This is a genomic window from Nocardioides sp. (genome assembly GCF_044226765.1).
Classification (GTDB): domain Bacteria; phylum Actinomycetota; class Actinomycetes; order Propionibacteriales; family Nocardioidaceae; genus Nocardioides.
Window position 1 is genome coordinate 69010 of sequence record NZ_JBGAGJ010000001.1, and the last position, 23836, is coordinate 92845.

Annotated in this window: 22 protein-coding genes; 13 read left to right on the forward strand and 9 right to left on the reverse strand. The window is 73.1% G+C overall.

Annotation, left to right across the window (positions count from 1 at the left end; translation table 11 throughout):
* The first annotated feature begins 29 nt into the window (after positions 1-29).
* Positions 30-1451 carry a sugar porter family MFS transporter gene (locus tag ACILRH_RS00360; RefSeq protein ID WP_395690142.1) on the forward strand — a complete coding sequence of 474 codons (1422 nt, stop codon included), beginning with the start codon at positions 30-32 and terminating at the stop codon, positions 1449-1451.
* A gap of 218 nt (positions 1452-1669) precedes the next feature.
* On the opposite strand, the gene ACILRH_RS00365 is transcribed toward ACILRH_RS00360, so the two are convergent.
* Positions 1670-3142, reverse strand: coding sequence for a serine/threonine-protein kinase (locus ACILRH_RS00365; protein WP_395691194.1), 1473 nt, complete (start codon positions 3140-3142; stop codon positions 1670-1672).
* A gap of 136 nt (positions 3143-3278) precedes the next feature.
* Between ACILRH_RS00365 and ACILRH_RS00370 the strand changes: the two genes are divergently transcribed.
* The 9 genes from ACILRH_RS00370 to ACILRH_RS00410 all read left to right on the forward strand — a co-directional run bounded on the left by ACILRH_RS00370 (position 3279) and on the right by ACILRH_RS00410 (position 13156).
* The gene (locus tag ACILRH_RS00370) at positions 3279-4223 is read left to right on the forward strand and encodes an ABC transporter ATP-binding protein (protein WP_395690143.1); all 945 of its coding nucleotides are present in this window, start codon (positions 3279-3281) and stop codon (positions 4221-4223) included.
* A complete protein-coding gene (locus tag ACILRH_RS00375) occupies positions 4220-5032 on the forward strand; it encodes an ABC transporter permease (RefSeq protein WP_395690144.1) in 813 nt (270 codons plus the stop codon). Before ACILRH_RS00370 ends, ACILRH_RS00375 begins: the two co-directional genes overlap by 4 nt.
* Positions 5033-5096: 64 nt before the next feature.
* On the forward strand, positions 5097-5663 hold the full coding sequence (locus ACILRH_RS00380; RefSeq protein ID WP_395690145.1) for an RNA polymerase sigma factor: 567 nt from the start codon (positions 5097-5099) through the stop codon (positions 5661-5663).
* The gene (locus ACILRH_RS00385; protein WP_395690146.1) at positions 5660-7078 is read left to right on the forward strand and encodes a M1 family metallopeptidase; all 1419 of its coding nucleotides are present in this window, start codon (positions 5660-5662) and stop codon (positions 7076-7078) included. The genes ACILRH_RS00380 and ACILRH_RS00385 overlap by 4 nt, the downstream gene beginning before the upstream one ends.
* 10 nt (positions 7079-7088) lie before the next feature.
* The gene (locus tag ACILRH_RS00390) at positions 7089-8153 is read left to right on the forward strand and encodes a hypothetical protein (protein WP_395690147.1); all 1065 of its coding nucleotides are present in this window, start codon (positions 7089-7091) and stop codon (positions 8151-8153) included.
* 171 nt (positions 8154-8324) lie between these two features.
* Positions 8325-9620: an ISL3 family transposase gene (locus ACILRH_RS00395; RefSeq protein WP_395690148.1), complete on the forward strand. Its 1296-nt coding sequence runs from the start codon at positions 8325-8327 to the stop codon at positions 9618-9620.
* Between the two features lie 161 nt (positions 9621-9781).
* Positions 9782-10768 carry an NAD-dependent epimerase/dehydratase family protein gene (locus ACILRH_RS00400; protein ID WP_395690149.1) on the forward strand — a complete coding sequence of 329 codons (987 nt, stop codon included), beginning with the start codon at positions 9782-9784 and terminating at the stop codon, positions 10766-10768.
* Positions 10765-12237: a carboxyl transferase domain-containing protein gene (locus tag ACILRH_RS00405; RefSeq protein WP_395690150.1), complete on the forward strand. Its 1473-nt coding sequence runs from the start codon at positions 10765-10767 to the stop codon at positions 12235-12237. The genes ACILRH_RS00400 and ACILRH_RS00405 overlap by 4 nt, the downstream gene beginning before the upstream one ends.
* A 106-nt stretch (positions 12238-12343) precedes the next feature.
* A complete protein-coding gene (locus ACILRH_RS00410) occupies positions 12344-13156 on the forward strand; it encodes an SDR family oxidoreductase (protein WP_395690151.1) in 813 nt (270 codons plus the stop codon).
* A 219-nt stretch (positions 13157-13375) separates the two neighbouring features.
* Here the strand turns inward: ACILRH_RS00410 and ACILRH_RS00415 are convergent, their stop codons facing one another.
* The gene (locus tag ACILRH_RS00415; protein WP_395690152.1) at positions 13376-14530 is read right to left on the reverse strand and encodes a serine/threonine-protein kinase; all 1155 of its coding nucleotides are present in this window, start codon (positions 14528-14530) and stop codon (positions 13376-13378) included.
* Positions 14531-14565: 35 nt separating this feature from the next.
* On the opposite strand from ACILRH_RS00415, the gene ACILRH_RS00420 reads away from it, so the two are divergent.
* Positions 14566-15450, forward strand: coding sequence for a patatin-like phospholipase family protein (locus ACILRH_RS00420; RefSeq protein WP_395690153.1), 885 nt, complete (start codon positions 14566-14568; stop codon positions 15448-15450).
* Positions 15451-15501: 51 nt separating this feature from the next.
* Here ACILRH_RS00420 and ACILRH_RS00425 read toward each other — a convergent pair whose 3' ends face one another.
* The 4 genes from ACILRH_RS00425 to pdhA form a co-directional block, all read right to left on the reverse strand.
* Entirely contained in the window at positions 15502-16458 is a 957-nt protein-coding gene (locus ACILRH_RS00425; RefSeq protein WP_395690154.1) for a DUF2804 domain-containing protein, read from the reverse strand.
* Positions 16459-16573: 115 nt separating this feature from the next.
* The gene (locus tag ACILRH_RS00430) at positions 16574-17965 is read right to left on the reverse strand and encodes a dihydrolipoamide acetyltransferase family protein (protein ID WP_395690155.1); all 1392 of its coding nucleotides are present in this window, start codon (positions 17963-17965) and stop codon (positions 16574-16576) included.
* Positions 17966-17983: 18 nt separating this feature from the next.
* Positions 17984-18967: an alpha-ketoacid dehydrogenase subunit beta gene (locus ACILRH_RS00435; protein ID WP_395690156.1), complete on the reverse strand. Its 984-nt coding sequence runs from the start codon at positions 18965-18967 to the stop codon at positions 17984-17986.
* Positions 18967-20157, reverse strand: coding sequence for a pyruvate dehydrogenase (acetyl-transferring) E1 component subunit alpha (pdhA, locus tag ACILRH_RS00440; protein WP_395690157.1), 1191 nt, complete (start codon positions 20155-20157; stop codon positions 18967-18969). The genes ACILRH_RS00435 and pdhA overlap by 1 nt, the downstream gene beginning before the upstream one ends.
* Positions 20158-20384: 227 nt before the next feature.
* Here pdhA and ACILRH_RS00445 point away from each other — a divergent pair, with 227 nt between their 5' ends.
* Complete coding sequence (locus ACILRH_RS00445) at positions 20385-20831, forward strand: SRPBCC family protein (RefSeq protein WP_395690158.1); 447 nt, start codon at positions 20385-20387, stop codon at positions 20829-20831.
* Positions 20832-20836: 5 nt separating this feature from the next.
* Here ACILRH_RS00445 and ACILRH_RS00450 read toward each other — a convergent pair whose 3' ends face one another.
* Both ACILRH_RS00450 and ACILRH_RS00455 read right to left on the reverse strand, forming a co-directional pair.
* The gene (locus ACILRH_RS00450; protein WP_395690159.1) at positions 20837-21562 is read right to left on the reverse strand and encodes a hypothetical protein; all 726 of its coding nucleotides are present in this window, start codon (positions 21560-21562) and stop codon (positions 20837-20839) included.
* Complete coding sequence (locus ACILRH_RS00455; RefSeq protein WP_395690160.1) at positions 21559-22308, reverse strand: hypothetical protein; 750 nt, start codon at positions 22306-22308, stop codon at positions 21559-21561. The genes ACILRH_RS00450 and ACILRH_RS00455 overlap by 4 nt, the downstream gene beginning before the upstream one ends.
* 119 nt (positions 22309-22427) lie before the next feature.
* On the opposite strand from ACILRH_RS00455, the gene ACILRH_RS00460 reads away from it, so the two are divergent.
* Positions 22428-22709, forward strand: a complete 282-nt coding sequence (locus ACILRH_RS00460; RefSeq protein ID WP_395691196.1) for a DUF1905 domain-containing protein — start codon at positions 22428-22430, stop codon at positions 22707-22709.
* Positions 22710-22818: 109 nt separating this feature from the next.
* On the opposite strand, the gene ACILRH_RS00465 is transcribed toward ACILRH_RS00460, so the two are convergent.
* Positions 22819-23766 carry a glutathione S-transferase family protein gene (locus tag ACILRH_RS00465; RefSeq protein WP_395690161.1) on the reverse strand — a complete coding sequence of 316 codons (948 nt, stop codon included), beginning with the start codon at positions 23764-23766 and terminating at the stop codon, positions 22819-22821.
* Between the last annotated feature and the right edge of the window lie 70 nt (positions 23767-23836).

Consider the following 23836-nt stretch of genomic DNA (forward strand, 5'->3'; position numbering starts at 1 on the left):
GCCGCCCGCCACGGGTCGACGATCCCGGGATGCGCGACCACACCCCACCGCGCCCCAGCCGTTACGTCCTCGCCGTCGGGCTGGTGCTGCTCCTGTGCGGACTGCTCTTCGGCTACGACCAGGGCGTCATCTCCGGCGCGCTGGGCGGCATCGAGAAGGAGTTCGAGCCGTCGACCCTCGTCATCGAGATCATCACCAGCTGGGTGACCCTGGGGGCGATGGTCGGCGCCCTCGTCGCCGGCGTCCTCGCGGACCGGCTCGGCCGCCGCTTCACCCTGGTGCTGGCCTCGGTCATCTTCGTGGTCGGCGCGCTGCTCGAGGCCCTCGCGCCCAGCACGGCGGTGCTGACGGTCGGCCGACTGGTCCTCGGCGCCGGTGTCGGGATCGCGTCGGTCGCCGGGCCGCTCTACGGGGCGGAGAACGCCGCCGCGCGCGACCGCGGCCGGATGGTGTCGCTCTACCAGATGGCCGTGACCATCGGCATCTTCCTCGCCTACTGGGCCGACTACCTGCTCATCGAGGACGACCGCTGGCGGCTGATGCTGGGCATCTCGGCGGTGCCCGCCGTGCTGCTGGTGCTGGTCGTGCTGCCGCTGAAGGACTCGGCCACCTGGTACCTCAAGGTCGGCCGGCGCGCCGACGCCGAGGCCGTCGTACGCCGTGCGGAGCCGGACGTCGACGCGGCCGAGCGGGTCGCGACGATCGAGGCCGCCCTGGCGAGCGAGCAGCAGGCGAGCTGGGGCGAGGTGTTCTCCCGGACCTGGCGCCGGCCCCTGGTGGTTGCCGGCGGGCTGGCGGTGCTGCAGCAGCTGACCGGGATCAACGCGATCATCTACTACGCGAACACGATCTTCGCCGCCGCCGGCTTCGACTCACCCACCCAGCAGAGCCTGGCGACGCTGTGGGCCGTCGGCGGGGTCAACGTGCTCGCCACGCTCATCGCCGTGCTGTACGTCGACCGGTTCGGCCGCAAGCCGCTGCTGACGATCGGCTCGTGGGGGATGCTGCTGAGCCTGGTGCTCGTGGCCGGTGCGTTCTTCAGGCTCGACGAGGTGACCGCGTCGGAGCAGGCCTCGCACGGGCCGACGAACGCCGGCATCCTCGCGCTGGTCGGCACGGTCACCTTCATCGCGAGCTTCGCCTTCTCGCTCGGGCCGATCGTGTGGACGGTCATCAACGAGGTGTTCCCGAGCCACGTGCGCGGCAAGGGCGTCGCGGCCGCCACGGCGCTGAACTGGTTCGCCGCCTGGGCGGTCACCCAGACCTTCCTCTCGATCGTCGACCTGACGAGCACGTCGGGGGCGTTCTTGATCTTCGCGTTCTTCTGCGTCGTCACGCTGTGGTTCACCCGCCGCTACGTGCCCGAGACCAAGGGCCGCACGCTCGAGGAGGTCCAGCAGATGTGGGCCGACCCCGACGAGCTGTCCCGGGCCATCGCGGCGCGGGACTGAGGCTGTTGGGGGGCCGGGGCGGGTCCCGATGCGCCCCGCCTCACCCGACGCAGGTTCATCACGGGATGCAGGTGAACCCGCACCTCCCTCGGCGTGCCCACCATGGGAGGTGCCGGTTCACCACCAGACCGTGATGAAACGGCGACACCTGAGGCCGGCCTCGTGGGCGGCGGGGTCTCGAGACACCGGCTCGCGAGCACGCTCGGCCGGGGCGGTGCTCAGATCCCGCGCGTCTCGACGTCGTCCAGCACCGCGTTGGCGGTCGCGCTGTGGGCGCTGCGGATCTGCACCCACAGCAACCGGTTGGCCGCGAGCTGGACGACCCGCTCGACGGTGACCCCACCGGGGCAGCCGGTGTAGAGGACCGTGCGCGCGTCGTGGCCCTCGACGGTGCCGTCGACGGGCTCGTCGGCCTCGGCGCACTCGGGGTGACGCGGCATCCGGTCGGGCAGCTCGGTGCCGGGCAGGATCGCGACGAAGACCCCCTGGTCGGCAGACTGCACGTCGGTCCAGTCCGCGGAGGTGCCGACGGACAGGGCGGGGAAGCGCCCACCGTCGTCGGTCGGCGCCGTCCAGCCGGCCGGCGCCGCGGCCGCGGCCCAGTCGTGCGGCACCGTCACGAACAGGGTGCCGGAGTCGTCGGCGACCGTCGCGTCGTGCACCTGGCGCTGCTGCACGGCGTACCCGCCCCCGAGACCGACCGCGAGCGCGACGACGCCGGCCAGGACGCCGGCGACCAGCCGACCGCGGCGCCGTCGCGGTGGCACCGGGTCCGCGAGCGGCTCCACCGACGGCCGCGCCGTCGGCCGGGCGCCCGGCTGGGTCAGGTCGGGGTCGACCGGCAGCCACGCCGCGGGCGCGCCGGCGGACACGGCAGGCGCGAGCGCCGCGTCGAGCGCGGCGACGAAGGACGTGACGTCGGGCCACCGGTCCTCCCGGTCGGGGGCCAGCGCACGCCGCACCACGGCGTCCACCTCGGGGGGCAGCGGCCGCTCAGAGGTCGACACGGGCGGCGGGGGAGCCGGCGCGGCGGCCGCCGCCAACGACGCGTGGGCGTACGGCGGCCGCCCGGCGAGCATCAGGTAGGCGACCGCCGCCAGGGAGTACTGGTCCGCGCGCGGGTCGAGCGGCTCGCCCTGCGCCTGCTCCGGTGCGACGTACGACGGCGTCCCCGCGATCATGGTCAGCCGCGACGACACGTCGAGCGCCTTGCCGAGGCCGAGGTCGGCGACCATCGCCCGGACCGCGCCGGCCCCGCCCTCCTCGACGGTGCGGAACAGCACGTTCGCCGGCTTCACGTCGCGGTGCAACACCCCGCGCTCGTGCAGCGCCTGCAGCCCGGCGCCCGCCTGGCGCACCACCTCCAGCGCCTGGGCCGGCGTGAGGCCCTCCACCTCCAGCCGGTCCGCCAGGGTGCCCTGGTCGGCGTACGACATCACCAGGTAGGGGCGGCCGTCCTCGAGCTCGCCGGCGTCGTAGACGCTGACGACGTACGGCGACTCCACCTTGCGCAGGAACCGGCCCTCCTCGAGGAACCGCTGCCGCACGGTGGCGTCCTCGGTCCAGTTCTCGGCCAGCACCTTGACCGCCACCGGCGAGTCGAGCTGCTCGTCGTAGGCCAGCCACACGGTCGCGAAACCGCCCGACCCGATGCGCCGGCGCACCGCGTAGCGACCGAGACGGGCGGGCATGGACACGCCGCCATCATCACCCACCCCGGGGCCCGACCCCGAGCCGCCACCCTGAGACGGGCCAGGGTCGGTTCAGGGGCTGGTGGTCGTGCTTCCCCGATGCGGCGGCACCCCGGTGGACGCGAGGCTCGGTGCCATGATCACGGTCGACTCCCTCACCAAGGTGTACGGCGGCTTCACGGCCGTCGACCACGTCACGTTCACCGCCCGTCCCGGACGGGTCACCGGCTTCCTCGGCCCGAACGGCGCCGGCAAGTCCACCACGATGCGGATCATGGTCGGCCTGACGCCGGCCACGTCCGGCACCGCGGAGGTCGCCGGGCGCCGGTTCGCCGACCTGCCCAACCCGGGCCTGGAGGTGGGCGTCCTGCTGGACGCGTCCGCGCAGCACGCGGGCCGCACCGGCCGCGAGGTCCTCACGATCGCCCAGCGCACGATGGGCCTGCCGGCCCGCCGCGTGGACGAGATGCTCGAAATGGTCAGCCTCACCCCCGAGGAGGCCGGCCGGCGGGTCCGCAACTACTCCCTCGGCATGCGCCAGCGGCTCGGCATCGCGACCGCGCTGCTCGGCGACCCCGAGGTGCTGATCCTCGACGAGCCGGCCAACGGCCTGGACCCGGCGGGCATCCGCTGGATGCGCGACCTCCTGCGCGGGTACGCCGACCAGGGCGGCACCGTGCTGCTCAGCAGCCACCTGCTGCACGAGATCGAGGTCATCGCCGACGACCTCGTCGTGATCGGGCAGGGGCGGATCGTCGCCCAGGGCACCAAGGCGGAGCTGCTCGCCAGTGCCGGCACCCTGGTGCGCACCCGCGACGTCCCGACCCTCGCCCGCGCTCTGGTCGACGCCGACCTGGACTTCAGCCACCTCGACGACGCCCCCTCCAGCACCACGCTGCGGGTCGACGCCGACCCGGACGCGGTCGGCCAGGTCGCGCTCGCTGCCGGCGTCGCGCTCACCGAGCTGCGCCCGGCCGAGGGCGCGGGCCTGGAGGAGATGTTCCTCGAGCTCACCGCCGACACCCAGCGCGACCACACCCAGCACCACACCCAGCAGACCACCGAAGGAGCAGCAGCATGACCGCGACCACCCTCGACGCCGACCTCGTCACCGAGGTCGCCCGCACCCGGCCGGCGCCGGCGCCCATCCCGATGTCGCGGCTGGTCGCCGTCGAGCTGCGCAAGTCCTTCGACACCCGGTCCGGCTTCTGGCTGATGGCCAGCATCGCGATCCTCGCCGTCGTCGCCACCGGCGCGACCATCCTCTTCGCCCCCGACGACGCGCTGACCTACGACAGCTTCGCGGCCGCCATCGGCTTCCCGATGGCCGTCGTCCTGCCGGTGATCGCGATCCTCTCGGTGACCAGCGAGTGGAGCCAGCGCACCGGTCTCACCTCGTTCACCCTCGTCCCGCACCGGGGCCGGGTGGTCACGGCCAAGCTCCTGGTCACCCTGGCCGTCGGCGTGGTCTCCATGCTGCTGGCCGGCGCGATCGGTGCGGTCGGCAACGTCCTCGGCACGGCGATCACCGGCACGGACACCGTCTGGGACGTCACGGTCGCCGAGTTCGCCTACATCGTGCTCGCCAACGTGCTGGGCATGCTGCTCGGCTTCATGCTCGGGGTGCTGCTGCGCAACTCGGCGGCCGCCGTCGTCGGGTACTTCGTGATCAGCTTCGTGCTCGTCCCGCTGTCCGCGCTGCTCGCCCAGAGCCAGGCCTGGTTCGAGAAGGCCCAGCCGTGGGTCGACTTCAACTTCGCGCAGGGCTACCTCTTCAACGGGGACATGAGCGGCGAGCACTGGGCACAGCTCGGCGTCACCAGCCTCTTCTGGCTGGCGATCCCGCTGGCGGTCGGTCTGTGGACCGTGCTGCGCTCGGAGGTGAAGTAACGGTTGCATCACCCTTCCCCGTCGTCCGGCTACTGTCTCGGACCGACGGGGAAGGGTGGTGCGCGTGAGCACGGAGGCACTGACGCCGGACGAGGTCGACGACCTCGCCCGGCGCGCCCAGCAGGGCGACCGGGACGCGCTCGAGGCGCTGCTCGCCGCGGTCCGCCCGCGGGTGCTCAACGTGTGCCGCGGGGTGCTGCCGCACCTCCCCGACGCGGAGGACGCCTGCCAGGACGCCCTGATCAACATCGCGAGCAAGATCGGCAGCTGGGGTGGGCGCGGCCGGTTCACCACGTGGATGCACGTCGTCGCCGTCAACAGCGCCCGCACGACGTACCGCCGGATGAGGAACCAGGCCACCGCCGCGGACCCCCAGCAGGTCGGCCCGCTGGAGCGGCCCGACCCCCGCACCACGAGCGTCATCGCGGGCACCCGCCTCGACCTCCTCGAGGCGATGGAGGCCATCGAGCGCGACCACCCGCAGTACGTCGAGCCGCTGCTGCTGCGCGACGTCTACGGCATGTCGTACGAGGAGATCGCCCGCCAGGTGGGCGCCCCGCTCGGCACCGTCAAGGCGCAGATCCACCACGGCCGCCGGCTCGCGCGGCCGCTGCTGCGAGGAGACCGGTGAGGTACGCCGCCGCCCTGGTCGCCGGCGCGCTGCTGCTCGCCGGCTGCACGAGCGACCGGCCGGGCGCCGCGCCGTCCGCCGACCCCTCGGCGTCCGCCGACCGGGTCGCCGAGGGCTACAGCACGCCCGTCGAGGACGCGGTCTACCCGAAGGTCGGCGACCCCGGCGTCGACGCGCTGCACTACTGGCTCACCCTCGACTGGGACCCGGGGACACGGACCCTCCGCGGGGTCGAGCGGCTGCGGCTGCGGTCGACCGCCGATGCCGACGAGCTGCGGCTCGACCTCGCGCAGCCGCTGCGACCCACCGCGGTCACGCTGGACGGTGAGCGGGCGGCGTACCGCCACGAGGGCAAGGACCTCGTCGTCCAGCAGGCCGTGACGGAGGACAGCGAGCACACCCTGGTGCTGCGCTACTCCGGCCGGCCGCGGCAGGTGCCGGCCCCGGTGCAGCGCAGCGACTTCTCCCGCACCGGGTGGACGGTCACACCCAGCGGCGAGGTGTGGACGATGCAGGAGCCCTACGGCGCGTTCACGTGGTACGCCGTCAACGACCAGCCCTCCGACAAGGCGCTCTACGACGTGACGGTCTCGGCGCCCGCCCCGATGGTCGGGGTGTCCAACGGGCAGCTGCTCTCCCGTCGGGTCCGCGCGGGCGAGACGACCACCCACTGGCGGCTCGACGAGCCGGCGTCGTCGTACCTCGTCACCGTGGCGATCGGCGACTTCGCCATGGCCCGCGACCGGTCGCCGTCCGGCGTGCCGATCACCTACTGGACCCCGCGCGACCGGCCCGACCTCGCCCGCCGCCTGCACGCCGCCCCGGCGGGGATGGCGTGGCTGGAGGACCGGCTGGGACCCTTCCCCTTCGACCGGCTGGGCTTCCTGGTCGTCGACTCCCAGAGCGGCATGGAGACCCAGACCATGATCACCCTGGGCGACACCCGCTACGCGACGTCGCCCGAGGTGCTCGTCCACGAGATGGCGCACCACTGGTACGGCGACGAGGTCACGCCCGTCGACTGGCGCGACGTGTGGATGAACGAGGGGATGGCGACCTTCCTCCAGGGCACCTGGATGAGCGAGCACGGCGGCCCGCCGGCCGACCAGCTCTTCGGCGAGTGGGCCTCCTACGACGCCGGCCTGCGCGACCAGGCCGGCCCACCGGCGGCGTACCACCCGGACTCGTTCGGCTCCGGCAACGTCTACTACATCCCCGCGGTGATGTGGGAGGAGCTGCGCCAGAAGCTCGGCGACGAGACGTTCTGGCGGCTGGTGCGGGAGTGGCCGACGGTCCACGCCGACGGCAACGCCGACTACGAGGACATCACGTCGTGGTGGTCCGAGCAGAGCGGGCAGGACCTGCGGGGCTTCTTCGACACCTGGCTGAGGTCGGCCGACTCGCCGCCCGTGTGATCATGGTCCGGTGCGGACTCGGGGGCTGGTCGTCGGTGTCGTCGGTGCGGTCCTGACCCTGGCCGCGGGCCTCGCCGGCTGCGGCGACGTCACGAGCACCGGGTCGGGCGGCGAGCCCTTCACCCTCCCGGTGGGTCCGACCCGCTGGGACGCGAGCGCGCCCGCCTGGTACGCCGACGGCACGCTGCACGTCGGGGAGCGCAGCGTCGAGCTGGGCGACGGGGTGGACGAGTTCGTGCTGGGCGCCACCGGCGCCTACTGGGTGCGCCGCCAGACGCTGATGTTCACCAGCGCGGAGGGCCGCACGCGGGAGGTCGCCGACGTCGGCTGGGCGAACCTGGCCGTGTCGGCCGACCACTCCGTGGTCGCGACCGTGGACCAGTCCCGGGGCCCCACGGACGAGTTCGGCACCCACGTGATGCAGGTGGCGGTCTTCGACACCCGCACCGGGGCACAGCTCTACCGCACGCCGGACCGGGCGCCGGCCGACGGTGCCGACCTCGCCGACCTCTACGGCGAGCTGATGCCGATGCTGGGCGGGGTGAGCCGCGACCGGGTGTTCTTCGACGAGGCCACCATCAGCCTCGCCGACGGCTCGCGCGAGCCGGTCACCCAGGACGACGAGGGTGTCGACGTCTACCCCGGCTACGCCGAGACCCTCTTCACCGATGGCTATCACGTCGGGCTCCGCGGCGAGGGCCGGCACCGCGAGGTGGGCGGCTCCGAGGCCTTCGGGACCGGCCGGCTGTCGCCGGACCGCAGCACGGTCCTCGACGTCGGGCAGTGGCCGACGGACGCGGTGGCGTACGACGCGGAGACCGGCCGGCAGCGCGCGCTCGACGCCCCGTGGGACCACTTCAGCCTGGGTGGGTGGACCGACGACGACACGTTCTTCGGCGTCGCCGAGCGCATCGACGACCACCACCCGGTGGACGTGCTCCGCGCCCGGCAGGTGGTCACCTGCGAGCTGCGGAGCCTCGCCTGCACCCCCGTGGGGCGGGTCATCCGGACCCCGGACTCCGCGGACGCCGAACGGCCCGCCTTCCTGCTGGAGGGCCGGGTCGAGCTGCTGTGACTCACCGGCGCTGGTTTACCCGGTCGACCGGGTAAACCGTTGCTTGTCGGCCGAAACTTCGGCTCTCCTGCTGCATGTGTGGGTGAGCTGAGCGTGCCGTGACGTGCACACGCCGTTCCCTGTCTAGGTTTCGAGCTGTCTAGGACCGAAACCAGCTGGCAGGAGAACGGCGTGGCAGTCGTCAGCCTATTCCGTGGGCTCTTGGGGCTTGAACACACTGCGATCGAGAACGTCTGGTGGGACGGCGATGTGCTGGTGATCGACGTGCGGTTGATGGCTCGTCAGCGGGATCGGTGCGGACGATGTCGACGCCGTTGCGCCCGGTACGACGCGGGCCGGGGGCGTCGCCGCTGGCGCACGTTGGACCACGCCACCACGCTGACCTTCCTCGAGGCCGACGCGCCGCGGGTGCGCTGCCGCGACCACGGCGTGGTGGTCGCGCACGTGCCCTGGGCCGCACACGGTGCGGGTCACACCCACACCTTCGACGCGCAGGTCGCCTGGCTGGCGACCCGGACGTCGAAGTCCGCGGCCACGCAGCTGATGCGGATCGCGTGGCGCACCGTCGGGGCGATCATCGCCCGGGTCTGGGACGCCGCGGAAGCCGCATCGGCCACCGACGGGCTCGATGGGCTGACCCGGATCGGGATCGACGAGATCTCCTACCGCCGCAACCTGAAGTTCTTGACCGTGGTCGTCGATCACGACACCGGGGTTCTGGTGTGGGCCGGCGAGGGTCGCAGCCGAGCGGCACTGAGCCCGTTCTTCGACCTCCTTGGTACCGAGCGCTGCGCCCAGATCACGCATGTCTCGGCCGATGGAGCCGCCTACATCGAGGAAGAAGTCACCGACCGCTGCCCCAACGCCGTCCTCGGGGTCGACCCGTTCCACGTGGTCAAGTGGGCCAACACCGCCCTCGCCCGGGTCCGCATCGACGCCTGGCAGCAGGCCCGCAAACTGGCCAAGCACGACCCCAAGATGCTGACCGGCTGGGCACGCCGTCACCAGGTGCTCCCCGGGCGAGACCTGGCCCGCGGACTCAAAGGGGCCCGGTTCGCGCTGGCGAAGAATCCCGAGAACCTCACCGACCGGCAACACGCCAAGCTCGAGTGGATCGCGACCACCGACCCCCGCCTGTACCGGGCCTACCTGCTCAAGGAAGCCCTCCGGCTGGTCTTCCAGATGCCACCCGACCAGGCCGCCTTCGAGCTCGACAAGTGGCTGGCCTGGGCCCGCCGATGTCGGATCCCCGCCTTCGTCGACCTGGCCCGCACGATCCACAAGTTCCGCCCCCGCATCCTGGTCGCCATCGAGCATCAGCTATCCAACGGGCTCATCGAAGGCGTCAACACCAAGATCCGGCTCCTCACCCGGCTCGCGTTCGGCTTCCACACCTCACACGCACTGATCGCCCTGGCCATGCTCAGCCTCGGACGTCACCGACCCGCGCTCCCCGGCCGCACCTGACCCACACATCAAGCAGGAGAGTCGAAACTTCGGCCGACAAGTGCAGGGACAAGCCGACAAGTAGGGGTTGCGGCCCGGAGAGCGCTGACCTGGGGCCGGCCGCATTCCGCCCTCGGCGGAACCCCTTGCCCCCGCCCGGTGGTCCGGGCCAGGTTGGCGGCATGGAGATCCTGGTGCTCGGCGGTTCGGTGTTCCTGTCCCAGGCGGTCGCGGAGGAGGCCGTGCGTCGCGGCCACACCGTCACCTGCGCCAACCGCGGCACCAGCGGATCGGTGCCCGACGGCGCCCGTGCCGTGCACTGGGACCGGACCGAGGCCGTGCCGGACGAGCTCGCCACGACGGCGTACGACGCGGTGGTCGACGTGGCCCGGATGCCCTCGTGGGTGCGCACGGGCGTGGCGACCTGGCCGGACGCGCACTGGGTCTTCGTGTCGACGGTCAACGTGTACGCCGACGACGCCACGCCCGGAGGCGGCCCGGGCACGCTGCCGCTGCGCGACCCCCAGCCCGACGACGTCGACCTCGCCACCGACCCCGAGGCCTACGGCCCGATGAAGGTCGCGTGCGAGCAGCTGGTGCGGGACGGGGCAGCGTCGTGGACTGTCGTCCGGCCCGGACTGATCGTCGGCCCGGGAGACCCGACCGGCCGCTTCACCTACTGGCCGGCGCGTCTCGCGGAGGGCGGCGAGGCGCTCGCCGGCGGCCGGCCCGAGGACCCGATGCAGGTGATCGACGTGCGCGACCTCGCCGGGTGGCTCGTCGCCTGCGCGGAGTCCCGGACGGCCGGCGACTTCGACGGGGTCGGCGAGGTGCTGCCGCTCGGCAGCCTCCTGGCCCAGGTGGCCGCGGGCGTCGACAGCGAGGCGACGCTGACCTGGGTGCCGCAGGAGGTGCTGGCCGACCAGGGCGTCGAGCCCTGGATGGGTCCGGAGTCGCTGCCGCTGTGGCTGCCACGGCCCGAGTACGACGGGCTCGGCACCCACGATCCGGCGCCGTCCGTGGCGGCGGGACTGGCGCTGCGCCCGGTCGCGGAGACCGCCCGCGACACCCTCGCCTGGCTGCGCGCGACCCCGGGCGCCGCCGTGAGCGGGATGTCACGTGCGAAGGAGGCCGCCGTCCTCGCGGCCTGGCATAGCCTGCAGGAGTGACCCGCCTGTCCGCGGCCGAGCTCATCGACCTGGTCCTCGACGAGGGCTCCTGGGCGTCGTGGGACACACCGCCGTCGTACGGCGAGATCCCCGACGCGTACGCCGCCGAGCTCGCTGCCGCACGGGAGCGCAGCGGCGTCGACGAGTCGGTGCTCACCGGCGAGGGCCTGATGAGGGGCCGGCGGGTCGCGGTGCTGATGGGCGAGTTCGGGTTCCTCGCCGGCTCGATCGGCCGGGCGTCGGCGGACCGCCTGGTGGCCGCGATCGAGCGCGCGACGCGGGAGGGGCTGCCACTGCTGGCCGGTCCGGTCAGCGGCGGGACCCGGATGCAGGAGGGCACCCCGGCGTTCGTGCAGATGGTGCGGATCAGCGAGGCGGTGGCCGCCCACAAGGCGGCAGGCCTGCCCTACCTGGTCTACCTGCGCCACCCCACCACCGGCGGCGTGATGGCCTCGTGGGGGTCGCTGGGCCACGTCACCGTCGGCGAGACGGGCGCGCTGATCGGCTTCCTCGGGCCACGGGTCTACCAGGCGCTCTACGGCAGGCCGTTCCCCGACGGTGTCCAGACGGCCGAGAACCTCTATGCGCACGGCATCATCGACGCGGTCCTGCCGCCGGAGGAGATCGCCGGCATCCTCGACCGGGCGCTCGCGGTGCTCCTCGCCCCGCGCCAGGGGGTGCGGCCGGTGCCGGACCCCGAGGACCTGCCGGTGCCGGACGTCGAGACGTGGGAGGCGGTCACCCGGTCGCGGCGCCCCGACCGGCCCGGCGTACGCCGCCTGCTCAAGTACGCCGCCGCGGACGTCATCCCGCTCAACGGCACCGGCCAGGGCGAGCACGACCCCGGACTGCTGCTGGCGCTGGTGCGGTTCGGCGACGCACCGTGCGTCTTCCTCGGCCAGGACCGGCGCGGCCAGACGCTCGAGCACCCGATGGGTCCCGAGGCGCTGCGCGAGGCCCAGCGCGGGATGCGGCTCGCCTCCGAGCTCGGGCTGCCCCTGGTGACCGTGATCGACACGCAGGGCGCCGCCCTCTCCCCCGAGGCCGAGAACGGCGGCCTGGCGGGTGAGATCGCGCGCTGCCTGAGCGAGCTGGTGACCGTGCGCGCGCCCACGCTGTGCCTGATGCTCGGGGAGGGCAACGGCGGCGGGGCGCTGGCGTTCCTGCCCGCCGACCGGGTGGTCGCGGCACAGCACGCGTGGCTCTCGCCGCTGCCCCCGGAGGGCGCCAGCGCGATCGTGCACCGCGACCTGGACCACGCCCCGGAGATGGCGCGGGCCCAGCGGGTCCGGGCGCTGGACCTGCAGCGGCTGGGCATCGTGGACCGGGTGGTCGCCGAGCTCCCCGACGCCGCCGACGAGCCGGAGGCCTTCTGCCAGCGGGTCGGCGCGGTGCTGGAGCACGAGCTGGCCGCGCTGCTCACCGCCGGCCCGGGGACCCCGGCCGACCGGGCCCGCCGCTACCTGTAACGCGGGGTTATGGTCGCTCCAGCGGCCATATACGGCGTGCGGAGCGTCGATAACCCCGCGTTACAGTTCGCGCGGCTGGCACTAGAACGCGTTACAGTCCGGGCCCATGAAGACGTACGTCGTCAGCGGGGCCGCGTCGGGGATCGGGGCCGCCACCACGGCACTGCTGCGTGAACAGGGCGGCCGGGTGATCACGATCGACCGCCGGGCCGGCGACACCGGGGTCGACATCGAGGTCGACCTCGCGACCGCCGAGGGACGGGCGGCGGCCGTCGCCGGCGTGCGCGAGCGCACCGACGTCGTGCACGGCCTGGTCCCGGCAGCGGGCATCGCCGGGCGCACCGGCACCGACTCCGCACTGCTGGTGTCGGTCAACTTCTTCGGCGCCGTCGCCCTGGTGCGGGGCCTGCACGAGGAGCTGGCCCGGGCCGCCGGGGCGGGCGTCGTGCTGCTCGCCTCCAACTCGATCACCGGCATGCCGGGCTGGAACGCCCCCGTCGCCCAGGCCTGCCTGCGCGACGACGAGCCGCTGGCCCGCGCGGAGGCCGCGAAGGTGGACGCGGTGATGGTCTACCCGTCCAGCAAGGCCGCGCTCGCGTGGTGGGCGCGCCGCGAGGGCGTGAGGCCCGAGTGGGGCGGCCGCGGCATCCGCCTCAACTCCGTCGCCCCCGGCGCCACCGAGACCCCGATGGTCGAGGAGATGCGCGCCGACCCGCTGCTGGGGCCGGCCATCGACGCCTACCCCAACGCGATCGGCCGGCTCGGCCGACCCGAGGAGGTCGCCGCGGCGATCGGGTTCCTGCTCTCCGAGCCGGCCGCCAACATCGTCGGCGCCGTGCTGTTCGTCGACGGCGGCACCGACGCGATGCTGCACCCGATCTCGCCCCCGGGCTGGGAGGTCGGGCCGATCGAGCCCTGAGGGGCGCCGCGCGAGGTGCATCTGCGAGCAATTGCGCGCTCACGCACCGTCGGCACCGTCCACGACGTACATCCGCCAGCAATTGCGCGCTCACGCACCGTCGGCACCGTCTGCGACCGTACATCTGCCAACAATTGCGCGCTCACGCACCGTCGGCACCGTCTGCGACCGTACATCTGCCAGCAATTGCGCGGAGAGCGGCGCACCCCGAATGACCGGTCACCCCACGCACGAGCGGGCCGCCACCGTGAGCGACCGGCGCACCCGCGGCTGGTCGGCGAGGTCGGGGTCCAGGAACCGCCCGTCGGCGTCGAAGAGCCCCGCCTCCACCAGGGCGTCCAGGCCGAGATCGTCGACGACGTACGACGCCACGCAGTGCGCCTGCGTCGCTCCCATGACGCCGACCAGCGATGCCGCGAGCCCATCGGTCGCGCGCCGCTCGACCGCGGTGGGTGCCGGTGCCGGCGGGCCGGACGCCGGCCACAGCGCCCATCCGACACCGGCACCGAGCACGGCGGCCGCGACCGCAGCGAGCACCGGCCACCTCCGCCGGCGCGGCTCCCGGTCGGACCGCGCGGCGGCCGCCTCGAGCGCGTCGCGGACGGCGCGCGCCGACGGGTACCGGTCACCGGGCCGCTTCGCCATCGCGGTGCGCAGGACCCGGTTGACCGCGACCGTCCGGGGGTCCCGCCCCGGCAGCTGCGGCACCGGCCGCTCGCGGTGGGCCGTGGCGAGCTCGAAGTCCGAGCCGCCGGCGTACGGCGGCGCGCCGGTCAGCGCCGCCCAGAGCAGGCAGCCGAGGGAGTAGACGTCGGACGCGACGCCCGCGGCCCCTCCGGTGTGCAGCTCGGGCGCCAGGTAGGCCGGCGTGCCCACCGCGCCGGTGCGCGTCACCTCCGCCCCGAGTGGTCGGGCGATGCCGAAGTCGCCGAGGTAGGCCAGGATGCGCGGACCGCGCCGCAGCAGCACGTTCGCCGGTTTGATGTCGCGGTGCACGAGCCCGGCGGCGTGCGCGTCGTCGAGCCCATCCGCCACCTGGGCGACCAGGTCGAGCGCGACCGGTTGCGGCAGGGCGCCGTACCGGCGCAGCAGCGCGCCGAGGTCACCGTCGGGCAGTAGCTGGGTGGCGATCCAGAGCCGCCCGTCGTCCTCGCCGTGCGCGTGGACCCGCACGACGTGCTCGGAGTCCAGGGCCGCCTGGGCGCGGGCCTCGCGGGTGAACCGCTCGCGGAACGCCGGGTCGTCGGCGAGGTCCGCCGCGATCACCTTGAGCGCGACCGGCCGCTGCAGGCGGGTGTCCCAGGCCTCGTGGACGACGCCCATCCCGCCGCCCCCGAGGCGGCGCACGAGGTGGTACGGCCCGAGCACTTCCACGCGCGGGTCCTACCCGGGATCCCTAGGCTGCAGACATGCGTGTCGCACTCGCCCTCGGCTCCGGAGGTGCCCGGGGCTACGCCCACATCGGCGCCATCGAGGAGATCGAGGCGCGCGGTCACGAGGTCGTCGCCATCTCGGGCTCGTCGATGGGCGCGCTCGTCGGCGGGCTGGCCGCCGCCGGCCGCCTCGAGCCCTACACCGAGTGGGCACGGTCGCTCACCCAGCGCGACGTCCTGCGGCTGCTCGACCCGAAGTGGTCGGCGCCCGGGGCGATCCGGGCGCAGCGGATCTTCGGCCAGGTCGAGCAGATCCTGGGCGAGCAGCTGATCGAGGACCTGCCGGTCCCGTTCACCGCGGTCGCGACGGACCTGCACGCACGCCGCGAGGTGTGGTTCCAGCGCGGCCCGCTGGTGTCGGCGATCCGGGCGTCGATCGCGATCCCCGGCGTCATCACGCCGGTGGAGATGAACGGTCGCCTCCTGGCCGACGGAGGGCTGATGAACCCGGTCCCGATCGAGCCGACCGCGGCGGCCGCGGCCGACCTCACCGTCGCGATCTCGCTCTCCGGCACCCGGCTCCCGCAGGAGCAGTCCACGCCCGCTCGCGAGCCGGCCGAGCCCACCTGGCGCGAGGAGCTCGTCGGGCGGGTACGCCGGACCGTCGGCCGCCCCGCGCCGGAGACGGTCCCCTCCGCGCCCAGCCTGCTGGACGAGCTGCGCATCTCCGACGTCATCGGCATGTCCATGGACGCCATGCAGGGGCTCGTCGCGCGCTACCGGATGGCCGGGCTGCCGCCGGACGTGCTCGTGGTCGTGCCGGTCAGCGCCGCGCGCTCCCTGGAGTTCCACCGCGCCGCGGAGATGATCGACCTCGGCCGCCGGCTGACCGCCGAGGCGCTCGACCGCGCCGGCCACTGAGCAGCGCCGAGTCGGCGCGAATGTCGGACCGGCGCCGGCACCCGCGCCGGGTCACCAGCGGTTGCGCGCCTCCTCGGCCCAACCGACCAGTCCGCCGAGGTCGACCCGCTCGCCGTCGTCGGTGCTCGCCCAGCCGGTGAAGTGGCCGAAGCACTGGTGCGTCTCGTTCGCGACCACCCCGAGGTTCGTCTGGTCCGCCCGCTCGTGGAACGGCTCGAACCGCAGGTCGACACGCGGCCCGTGGATCCGCCACGGTCGCAGCCAGTCGGTGCGGTCGTACTCCCACGCCAGCTCGTCGGAGATCTTGTGCATCCGCCCGTCGACGAACAGCCCGTTCTCGGTGGTGCCGGTGCCGTCGGTCCACTTCCCGCCCAGCGTGATGCCAGGGCCGCCGCCCGAGCCGCCGGTGAAGCCGGCCGCCCAGTTCCAGGTGATCGCGTAGGGCCACTTGCCACGACCGTGGTCGAGCACGGCGCGGCCGCTGACGTCGTACGCCGTCTCGTCGAGCCGCAGCGTCCCGCGGACAGCGCGGCCGACGTCCTTGACGGTGTACTGGAAGCGGCGGCCGCTCCACGGCACCACGACGCCCAGGCACTCGCCGCCGGGCTCGACCGCGAGGTCGACCTCGATGCCCGGGGCGGACGCGCGCAGGGCCGACCCCGACAGCTCGAGGTGCAGGCCACCGGCCTCGACGCGGGCGACGCCGCCGTGGTCGGGCGGCAGGCTGACTCCGCGCGCCAGCGGCGGCACCGCGTCGTGCTGCCAGGTGCGACCGGTCTCCCGGTCGAGCACCCACACCGCGCAGACGCCGGCGTAGTCCAGGGACGACGCGGTCAGGCCCAGGCAGAACCGGTCGGTGACCACGCCCCAGTACTCCCAGCGCTTCGCCCGGCCCCAGCCGCGCAGGTTCGCGCGGTGCAGCGGCCGCCGGGTCCAGCCGACGGCGTCCGGGTTCAGCCGTCCGTCCGGCCGGCACAGGTCGACGGGCTCGGTGATCTCACGCTCCACGACACTCGTCTAGGGGAACTTGTCAGGGGAAACGTGCACGACACGCCGACGACTCCCGGCGTGTCGTGCACGCTTCCCCGGTCGACCGGGGAAACGAACGCCGGCCGCCGGCAGCTCAGTAGAGCAGCGCGGTGGCCGGGTCCTCCAGGATCCCGGCCACGTCGGCGAGGAAGCGGGAGCCCTTCTCGCCGTCGATGTGCCGGTGGTCGAAGGAGAGCGCGAGGGTGGTCAGGTCGCGCGCCACGATCTCGCCGGTCTCCTGGTCGACCCACGGCTGCTTGCGGATCGCGCCGAAGCAGAGGATCGCGGACTCACCGGGGTTGATGATCGGGGTGCCGGCATCCACGCCGAAGACGCCCACGTTGGTGATCGTGAACGTGCCCCCGCTCATCTGCGCCGGCTGCGTCTTCCCGTCGCGCGCGGTCGCGGTGAGCGCGGTCAGCTCCTGCGCCAGCTCGACCAGCGAGAGGCGGTCGGCGTCCTTGACGTTCGGCACGACCAGCCCGCGCGGCGTCGCCGCCGCGATGCCGAGGTTCACGTAGTGCTTGTAGACCACCTCCTGGGCGGCGTCGTCCCACCAGGAGTTGATCTCGGGGGTACGCCGCATCGCCAGGATGCACGCGCGGGCCAGCACCAGCAGCGGGCTGACCTTCACCTCGCGGAGCTCACGCCGCGCCCGCAGGCGCGAGACCAGCTCCATCGTCCGGGTCACGTCGACGGTGACCCACTCGGTCACGTGCGGGCTGGTGAAGGCGGACTGGCTCATCGCCTGCGCCATCATCTTGCGCACGCCCTTGATCGGCTCGCGGGTCTCGCGCTCGGTGGTTCCGAGGCTCGGCGCTGGCGCGCCTCGCACCTCACCCACCGTGCCGGCCTCGACCACCGTGCCGGCGGCCGACTCGACGTCCTCGCGGGACACCGTGCCGTCCGGGCCCGTCGGGGTCAGCGAGCGCAGGTCGACCCCGAGGTCCTTGGCGAGCTTGCGCACGGGGGGCTTGGCCAGCACCTGCACCGAGGCAGCCGGGGTCTCGACGGCCCGCGAGGGCACAGGTGTCTCGGGCACGTCGGCCTCGACCAGCGGCGCGGCGCCGGACTCGAACGCCGCCTGCGCCTGCATGTGCGCGGCCATCGCGCCGGAGGCGACCTTGCGGGGCCGGCGGACCGGGCCGCGGTCGGCCTTGTTGCGACCCACCAGCGACTCGCCCTCGCCGCCGCCGGAGGCGGCCGGGTTGGACAGGTCGATCTCGACCGGGGCCTCGGGAGCGGCGGAGGCCGGCTCGCCGATCGCGATGATCGGCGTGCCCACGGGCACGGTCTCGCCGACCTCGACGAGGATCGCCGACACCTCGCCGGCGTACGGCGAGGGCAGCTCCACGATCGACTTCGCGGTCTCGATCTCGACGACGACCTGGTTGATCTCGACGACGTCGCCGACCTGGACGTGCCAGGCGACGATCTCGGCCTCGGTGAGGCCCTCGCCCACGTCGGGCAGCTTGTACTCGGGCATCGGTGGCAGAACCCCTGGTCAGTAGGCGAGCGAGCGGTCGACGGCGTCCAGCACCCGGTCGAGGTCGGGGAGGTAGTCCTCCTCGATCCGGGACGGCGGGTAGGGCGTGTCGAACGCCCCGACCCGCAGCACCGGGGCCTCCAGCGAGTAGAAGCACTCCTCGGTGATCCGGGCCGCGACCTCCGCGCCCATCCCGAGGTTGACGTGCGCCTCGTGCGCGACGATCGCGCGACCGGTGCGGCGCACCGACGCGAAGACCGGCGCCATGTCCAGCGGCGAGAGCGTACGCAGGTCGATGACCTCCAGCGAGCGGCCCTCGGTCGCGGCGGCCTCGGCCGCCGCCATCGCCGTCTTCACCGTCGGGCCGTAGGCGAGCACGGTCGCGTCGGTGCCGGCGCGCACCACCCGCGAGCTGAAGAGCGGGTCCGGCGTCGTGGTGTCGTCGAGGTCGGCCTTGTCGGCGTGGTACTGCCGCTTGGGCTCGAGGAAGATCACCGGGTCGTCGCACGCGATGGCCTGCTGGATCATCCAGTAGCCGTCGACGGGGTTGGAGCAGGCGACCACCTTCAGTCCGGGCGTGTGCGCGAACTGCGCCTCCGGGCTCTCGCTGTGGTGCTCGACCGCGCCGATGCCGCCACCGAACGGGATCCGGATCACCATCGGCATCTTCAGCTTGCCCTGGCTGCGGAACTGGATCTTCGCGACCTGGCAGACGATCTGGTCGTACGCCGGGTAGACGAACCCGTCGAACTGGATCTCCACCACCGGCCGGTAGCCACGCAGCGCGAGACCGACGGCGGTGCCGACGATGCCGGACTCGGCGAGCGGGGAGTCGATGACGCGGTCCTCGCCGAAGTCCTTCTGCAGGCCGTCGGTGATCCGGAAGACGCCGCCGAGCTTGCCGACGTCCTCACCCATCAGCAGGACCTTGGGGTCGTCCTCCATCGCCTTGCGCAGCCCCATGTTGAGGCCCTTGGCGAGGGTGATCTTCTGCGTGCTCATCAGTGCGCCCCCTCGAACGAGGCGAGGTAGGCCTCGAAGCCGTCGCGCTGGGCCTCGAGCTCCCAGGTGTTCTCGCTGTAGACGTGGTCGAAGATGCCGAGCGGCTGCGGGTCGGGCAGCGCCTTGCAGCCCTCGCGCAGCCGGTGGCCGAGGTCGTCGGCCTCCTGCTGGAGGGTGGCGAAGAAGGAGTCGTCGGCGATGCCGTTGCGGCGCAGGTAGACCTCGACCCGCGCGATCGGGTCCTTGAGCTTCCAACGCTCGAGGTCGTCGGAGAGCCGGTAGCGGGTCGGGTCGTCGGTCGTGGTGTGCGCGCCCATCCGGTAGGTGTAGGCCTCGACGAACGTCGGCCCCTGGCCGTCGCGGGCGCGGTCGAGGGCGGCCTTCGTGACGGCGTACGTCGCCAGCACGTCGTTGCCGTCCACCCGGACGCCCGGGAAGCCGAAGCCCAGCGCCCGCTGGTAGAGCGGGATCCGGGTCTGCCGCTCGATCGGCTCGGAGATCGCCCACTGGTTGTTCTGGCAGAAGAAGACGACCGGCGCGTTGTAGGAGGCCGCGAAGATGAAGGACTCGTTGACGTCGCCCTGCGAGGAGGCGCCGTCACCGAAGTGGGCGATCACCGCGGCGTCGCGGTCGGGGTCGCCGGTGCCGACGACACCGTCACGCTGCATGCCCATCGCGTACCCGGTCGCGTGGAGGGTCTGGGCGCCGATGACGATCGTGTAGAGGCCGAAGTTGTTGTCCGCCGGGTCCCAGGAGCCCTGGTCGACACCGCGGAAGAGGCCGAGCAGGTCGAGCGGGTCGACGCCCTTGCACCAGGCGACGCCGTGCTCGCGGTAGGTCGGGAAGACGAAGTCCTGCGGCCGCAGGGCGCGACCGGCGCCGATCTGGGCGGCCTCCTGGCCCAGCAGCTGGGCCCAGATGCCGAGCTCGCCGTGGCGCTGCAGCGCGGTCGCCTCGACGTCGATGCGCCGGGTGAGGACCATGTCGCGGTAGAAGCCGAGGATGGCATCGTCGCCGAGGTCGAAGGAGAAGTCGGGGTGCTCGACGCGCTCGCCCTCGGGGGTCAGCAGCTGGACGAGCTCGGGGCCGCCGTCGAGCTGGGAGGGGCCGAAGACCTCGACGAGGTCGGGGCCGAACTGCGTCGACTCCGGGGGGGTCCCACCTGAGGGTTGCCCGCTGGACTGCGTCATCCTGCGCTCCTTCGATGTCGTCGGCCGTCCGGGGTCTCCGCGTGCCGATGGCGGTCGCTCCGGACGCGGGACGCGGGGGTGGTGCGCCCTGTGACCCGGAACACAATCGTGCACCGCCAACGTACCCGGCCGCTCGTCGTCGTCGCCAATCGCCCGGCCGGAGCATCGTGCCAGGGGATGAAGCCCCTCGTCTGCGCCACTGGTCCGCCGTTCCCTAGGTTGGAGCCATGGCCAGCCCCAGCAGATCCGCGACCGCGACGATCGCCGCCCCGCCCGCGACGGTGTTCGCCATCCTCAGCGACCCCCGCCAGCACCCGCGCATCGACGGTTCGGGCACGGTGCGCGGTGCGGTGGCCGGCCCCGAGCGCCTCGAGCTCGGCTCGGAGTTCGGCATGGACATGAAGATGGGCGCGCCGTACCGGATCACCAACCGGGTCGTGGAGTTCGACGAGGACCGGCTCATCGCCTGGCGGCACCAGGGCCGGCACCGCTGGCGCTACGAGCTGACGCCGACCGCGGACGGGGGCACCCGGGTGGTCGAGACCTGGGACCTGTCCCGCTACCCCGGTGTGGTGGCGCGGGCCTTCGACCTGGTGCTCGGCGGGAGGACGCAGCGGTCCATCGAGTCGACGCTCGCCAACCTCAAGGACGCCGCCGAGGCCGACTCCGCCTGACCGCCTCAGGAGGCCTTGAACGTGGCGGTGAACGTCGCCGCCGCCGACGCGTGCAGGGTGAGGTAGGGCGCAAGCTCGGACGCCACGGCCATCATGGCGACCTCGATCGAGTAGTCGCCCGGTCGTACCGGGTAGCTCACGGTGTAGCTGCCTCGGCGCAGCTGGCTGACGACGGCCACACCGGAGCCGAAGTCGCTGCCGCGCTGCATGCCGATGCCGCCGTACCCGCCGCCGGAGACCGACATGGTCAGCACGATCCTGCCGCGCTTGCGCACGTGCGCGACGACGGCCGCGAAGGTCGTGACGGCGCTGGCGGGCTTGCAGGCGGTGTCGGGGAGCGCCTGGGTGATCGTGGCCGTCCCGGACATCTTCGCCGTCATGCTCGAGAACGCGCCGCCGGAGCCGCGCACCGTGCCCGCCACCGTGCCGGTGCCGTTCAGCGTCACCGTGTCGCTCGCGTCGACGTTGCCGACCGCGGTGCCCGAGCTCGACGTCTTGGCCGTGAAGGACCGGGTGCCCGAGGTCGGGACGGTGGCTCCCGCCACCTTGGCGGCGCCGGTGCCGACGATCGAGCAGGCGTCGGTGTCGGCGCTGAGCTCGACCTGGCTCACGGCGCGGAGCTTGGCGGCCGGCGTGACGGCGTACGCCGGCACCCCGACGACGAGCCCGACGGCCGTGGCGGTCGCGACGGCGAGGGCGGCGGTGGTCCGCCGCAGGGCGAGGACCGTCATCGCGTCACCTTCCCGGTGCTCGAGGGCTGCACGGAGACCGACGCCGTGACGGCGCCGGCGGCCGAGCTCCGCGCGGGCGTGCTCGGGTCGACGTCGGCGGCCGCGATGGCCTGGATCTCCACGGTGTACTTGCCGGGTCTGACCCAGGCCTTGCCTGCGTAGGTCGACGGGTCGAACGCGACGATCTGGACGGGACGCACGACTCCGGTGACGGGCACGAGGCCGAGGACGAGGCTCGCCCTGCCGGTCGTGGAGGCGCGCAGCGTCATCCAGCCCGCCTTGGGCACGGTGAAGGTCGAGCTGGCGATGGCATCCGCCTCGACGCCGGGGACGCACACGGACGAGGCGCCCTTCACGGCGCTGATCTGGGCCCGCACCGACGCCGAGAAGGTGACCGTCGCCGTCGTGGCGGTGCGCTTCGCGGTGACCTTGCTCGACGTCGCTCCCGACCAGCTCGCGGTGTCCGTGCCGTCCAGGTCGCTGGTCGTCGTCCCGCCCGTCGCCGACGCACTCCGACGGGTCGCGCCGTTGGGGCTGTAGGTCAGCGAGTCCTCGGTCGAGGGCGAGACCGTGCAGTCCGAGTTTTCCGTCACGCCGCGGGCGACGGTGCTCAGCGTGCCGGAGACACCCGGAGTCACCGCCTGCGCGGCGCCCGGTGCCACCGCTGCAGCCGCCGTGGCGGCGACCACCGCCGCCGCCGTCGTCAGCGCGGTGCGCTGCAGCCATCGTCGGCCGAACGTGGGCATCCGGACCTCCTCGTCCTCGGTCCCGGGGAGCGTAGTGGCGCGGGTCGGTCGGCACCGATTCAAGCGGCTCCGGGACCGGCGCTGGTCTAGCAGACCCGCCTACCCTGGCGCTCGTGGAGATGGTGTTCAGCGGCGACGTGTGGGAGTGGCGCGGCCCGGCGCCGTACCACTTCGTCTGGGTGCCCGAGGACGAGGCCGAGGAGATCGCCGAGACGGCGGCGGCCGTGACCTACGGCTGGGGGATGATCCCGGCGACGGTCATCATCGGCGGCACCACGTGGACCACGTCGCTGTGGCCCAAGGACGGGCGCTACGTGGTCCCGCTCAAGGCCTGGGTCCGACGGGCGGAGGGCATCGAGCTCGGTCACGTCGTACGCGTGCGGCTCGCCATCGACGTCTGAGTGCCGGGCGCCGGACTTGTCGGCGTAAACCCTCGCTTGTCGGCCGAAGTTCTCGCCGACAAGCGAGGGTTTACCCGGTCGACCGGGTAAACCAGCAGCCCGGCGGCCCCTACAGGCGCTCGCGCCCGTGGGGAGTGAGCCACCCGGACAGGTCCGGCCCCTTCGGGACGACCTGGGAGGGGTTGATGTCCTTCTGCACGACGTAGTAGTGACGCTTGATCTGGTCGAAGTCGGTGTTGTCGCCGAAGCCGGGGGTCGAGAAGAGGTCGCGGGCGTAGCCCCACAGCGCCGGCATCTCGACCAGCTTGTTGCGGTTGCACTTGAAGTGGCCGTGGTAGACCGCGTCGAAGCGCGCCAGGGTGGTGAAGAGCCGGACGTCCGCCTCGGTGATCGCCTCGCCCATGAGGTAGCGCCGGTCGGTCAGCCGCTCCTCGAGCCAGTCCAGGGTCGCGAACAGCCGGTCGTAGGCGTCGTCGTACGCATCCTGCGAGCCCGCGAAGCCACAGCGGTAGACGCCGTTGTTGACCTCGGTGAACACCCGCTCCATGACCGCGTCCATCTCCTCGCGGAGGTCGTCGGGCCACAGGTCCGGGGCGTCCGGCCGGTGGTGGTCGCGCCACTCGAAGAACAGGTCGTGGGTGATCCACGGGAAGTCGTTCGTCACCACCGCGCCCGACGGCACGTCCACGACCGCCGGGACGGTGATCCCCTTGGGGTAGTCGGGGAAGCGGGCGAGGTACGCCTGCTGCAGCCGCTCGATCCCCAGGACCGGGTCCCGGCCGCCGGGGTCGAGGTCGAAGGTCCAGCTGCGCTCGTCGTGCGTCGGCCCGCACAGGCCGAGAGAGATCACGTCCTCCAGCCCGAGCAGCTGACGCACGATGATCGAGCGGGTCGCCCAGGGGCACGCCTTCGCGGCGACCAGCCGGTAGCGGCCCGGCTCGACCGGCCACAGCTCACCGCCGACCGGACCGTGCTCGGGCTCGCGGGCCCCCAGCGTGATCCGGTCGGCGATGTAGTCGGTGTCGCGGTCGTACTCGCCCGAGGTCAGGTAAGCCATGCCGCGACCCTACGGTCGTCCGCCTGGCGGCGCCGACGTGACCCGCGGTCAGGGTCGACGTGCGGTCACC

Bases quoted from the DNA above. Each gene is read 5' to 3' on its own strand.
- ACILRH_RS00360 (WP_395690142.1), top strand. From the start codon at position 30: ATGCGCGACCACACCCCACCGCGCCCCAGCCGTTACGTCCTCGCCGTC.
- ACILRH_RS00365 (WP_395691194.1), bottom strand. From the start codon at position 3,142: ATGCCCGCCCGTCTCGGTCGCTACGCGGTGCGCCGGCGCATCGGGTCG.
- ACILRH_RS00370 (WP_395690143.1), top strand. From the start codon at position 3,279: ATGATCACGGTCGACTCCCTCACCAAGGTGTACGGCGGCTTCACGGCC.
- ACILRH_RS00375 (WP_395690144.1), top strand. From the start codon at position 4,220: ATGACCGCGACCACCCTCGACGCCGACCTCGTCACCGAGGTCGCCCGC.
- ACILRH_RS00400 (WP_395690149.1), top strand. From the start codon at position 9,782: ATGGAGATCCTGGTGCTCGGCGGTTCGGTGTTCCTGTCCCAGGCGGTC.
- ACILRH_RS00410 (WP_395690151.1), top strand. From the start codon at position 12,344: ATGAAGACGTACGTCGTCAGCGGGGCCGCGTCGGGGATCGGGGCCGCC.
- ACILRH_RS00420 (WP_395690153.1), top strand. From the start codon at position 14,566: ATGCGTGTCGCACTCGCCCTCGGCTCCGGAGGTGCCCGGGGCTACGCC.
- ACILRH_RS00430 (WP_395690155.1), bottom strand. From the start codon at position 17,965: ATGCCCGAGTACAAGCTGCCCGACGTGGGCGAGGGCCTCACCGAGGCC.
- ACILRH_RS00435 (WP_395690156.1), bottom strand. From the start codon at position 18,967: ATGAGCACGCAGAAGATCACCCTCGCCAAGGGCCTCAACATGGGGCTG.
- pdhA (WP_395690157.1), bottom strand. From the start codon at position 20,157: ATGACGCAGTCCAGCGGGCAACCCTCAGGTGGGACCCCCCCGGAGTCG.
- ACILRH_RS00445 (WP_395690158.1), top strand. From the start codon at position 20,385: ATGGCCAGCCCCAGCAGATCCGCGACCGCGACGATCGCCGCCCCGCCC.
- ACILRH_RS00450 (WP_395690159.1), bottom strand. From the start codon at position 21,562: ATGACGGTCCTCGCCCTGCGGCGGACCACCGCCGCCCTCGCCGTCGCG.
- ACILRH_RS00455 (WP_395690160.1), bottom strand. From the start codon at position 22,308: ATGCCCACGTTCGGCCGACGATGGCTGCAGCGCACCGCGCTGACGACG.
- ACILRH_RS00460 (WP_395691196.1), top strand. From the start codon at position 22,428: ATGGTGTTCAGCGGCGACGTGTGGGAGTGGCGCGGCCCGGCGCCGTAC.
- ACILRH_RS00465 (WP_395690161.1), bottom strand. From the start codon at position 23,766: ATGGCTTACCTGACCTCGGGCGAGTACGACCGCGACACCGACTACATC.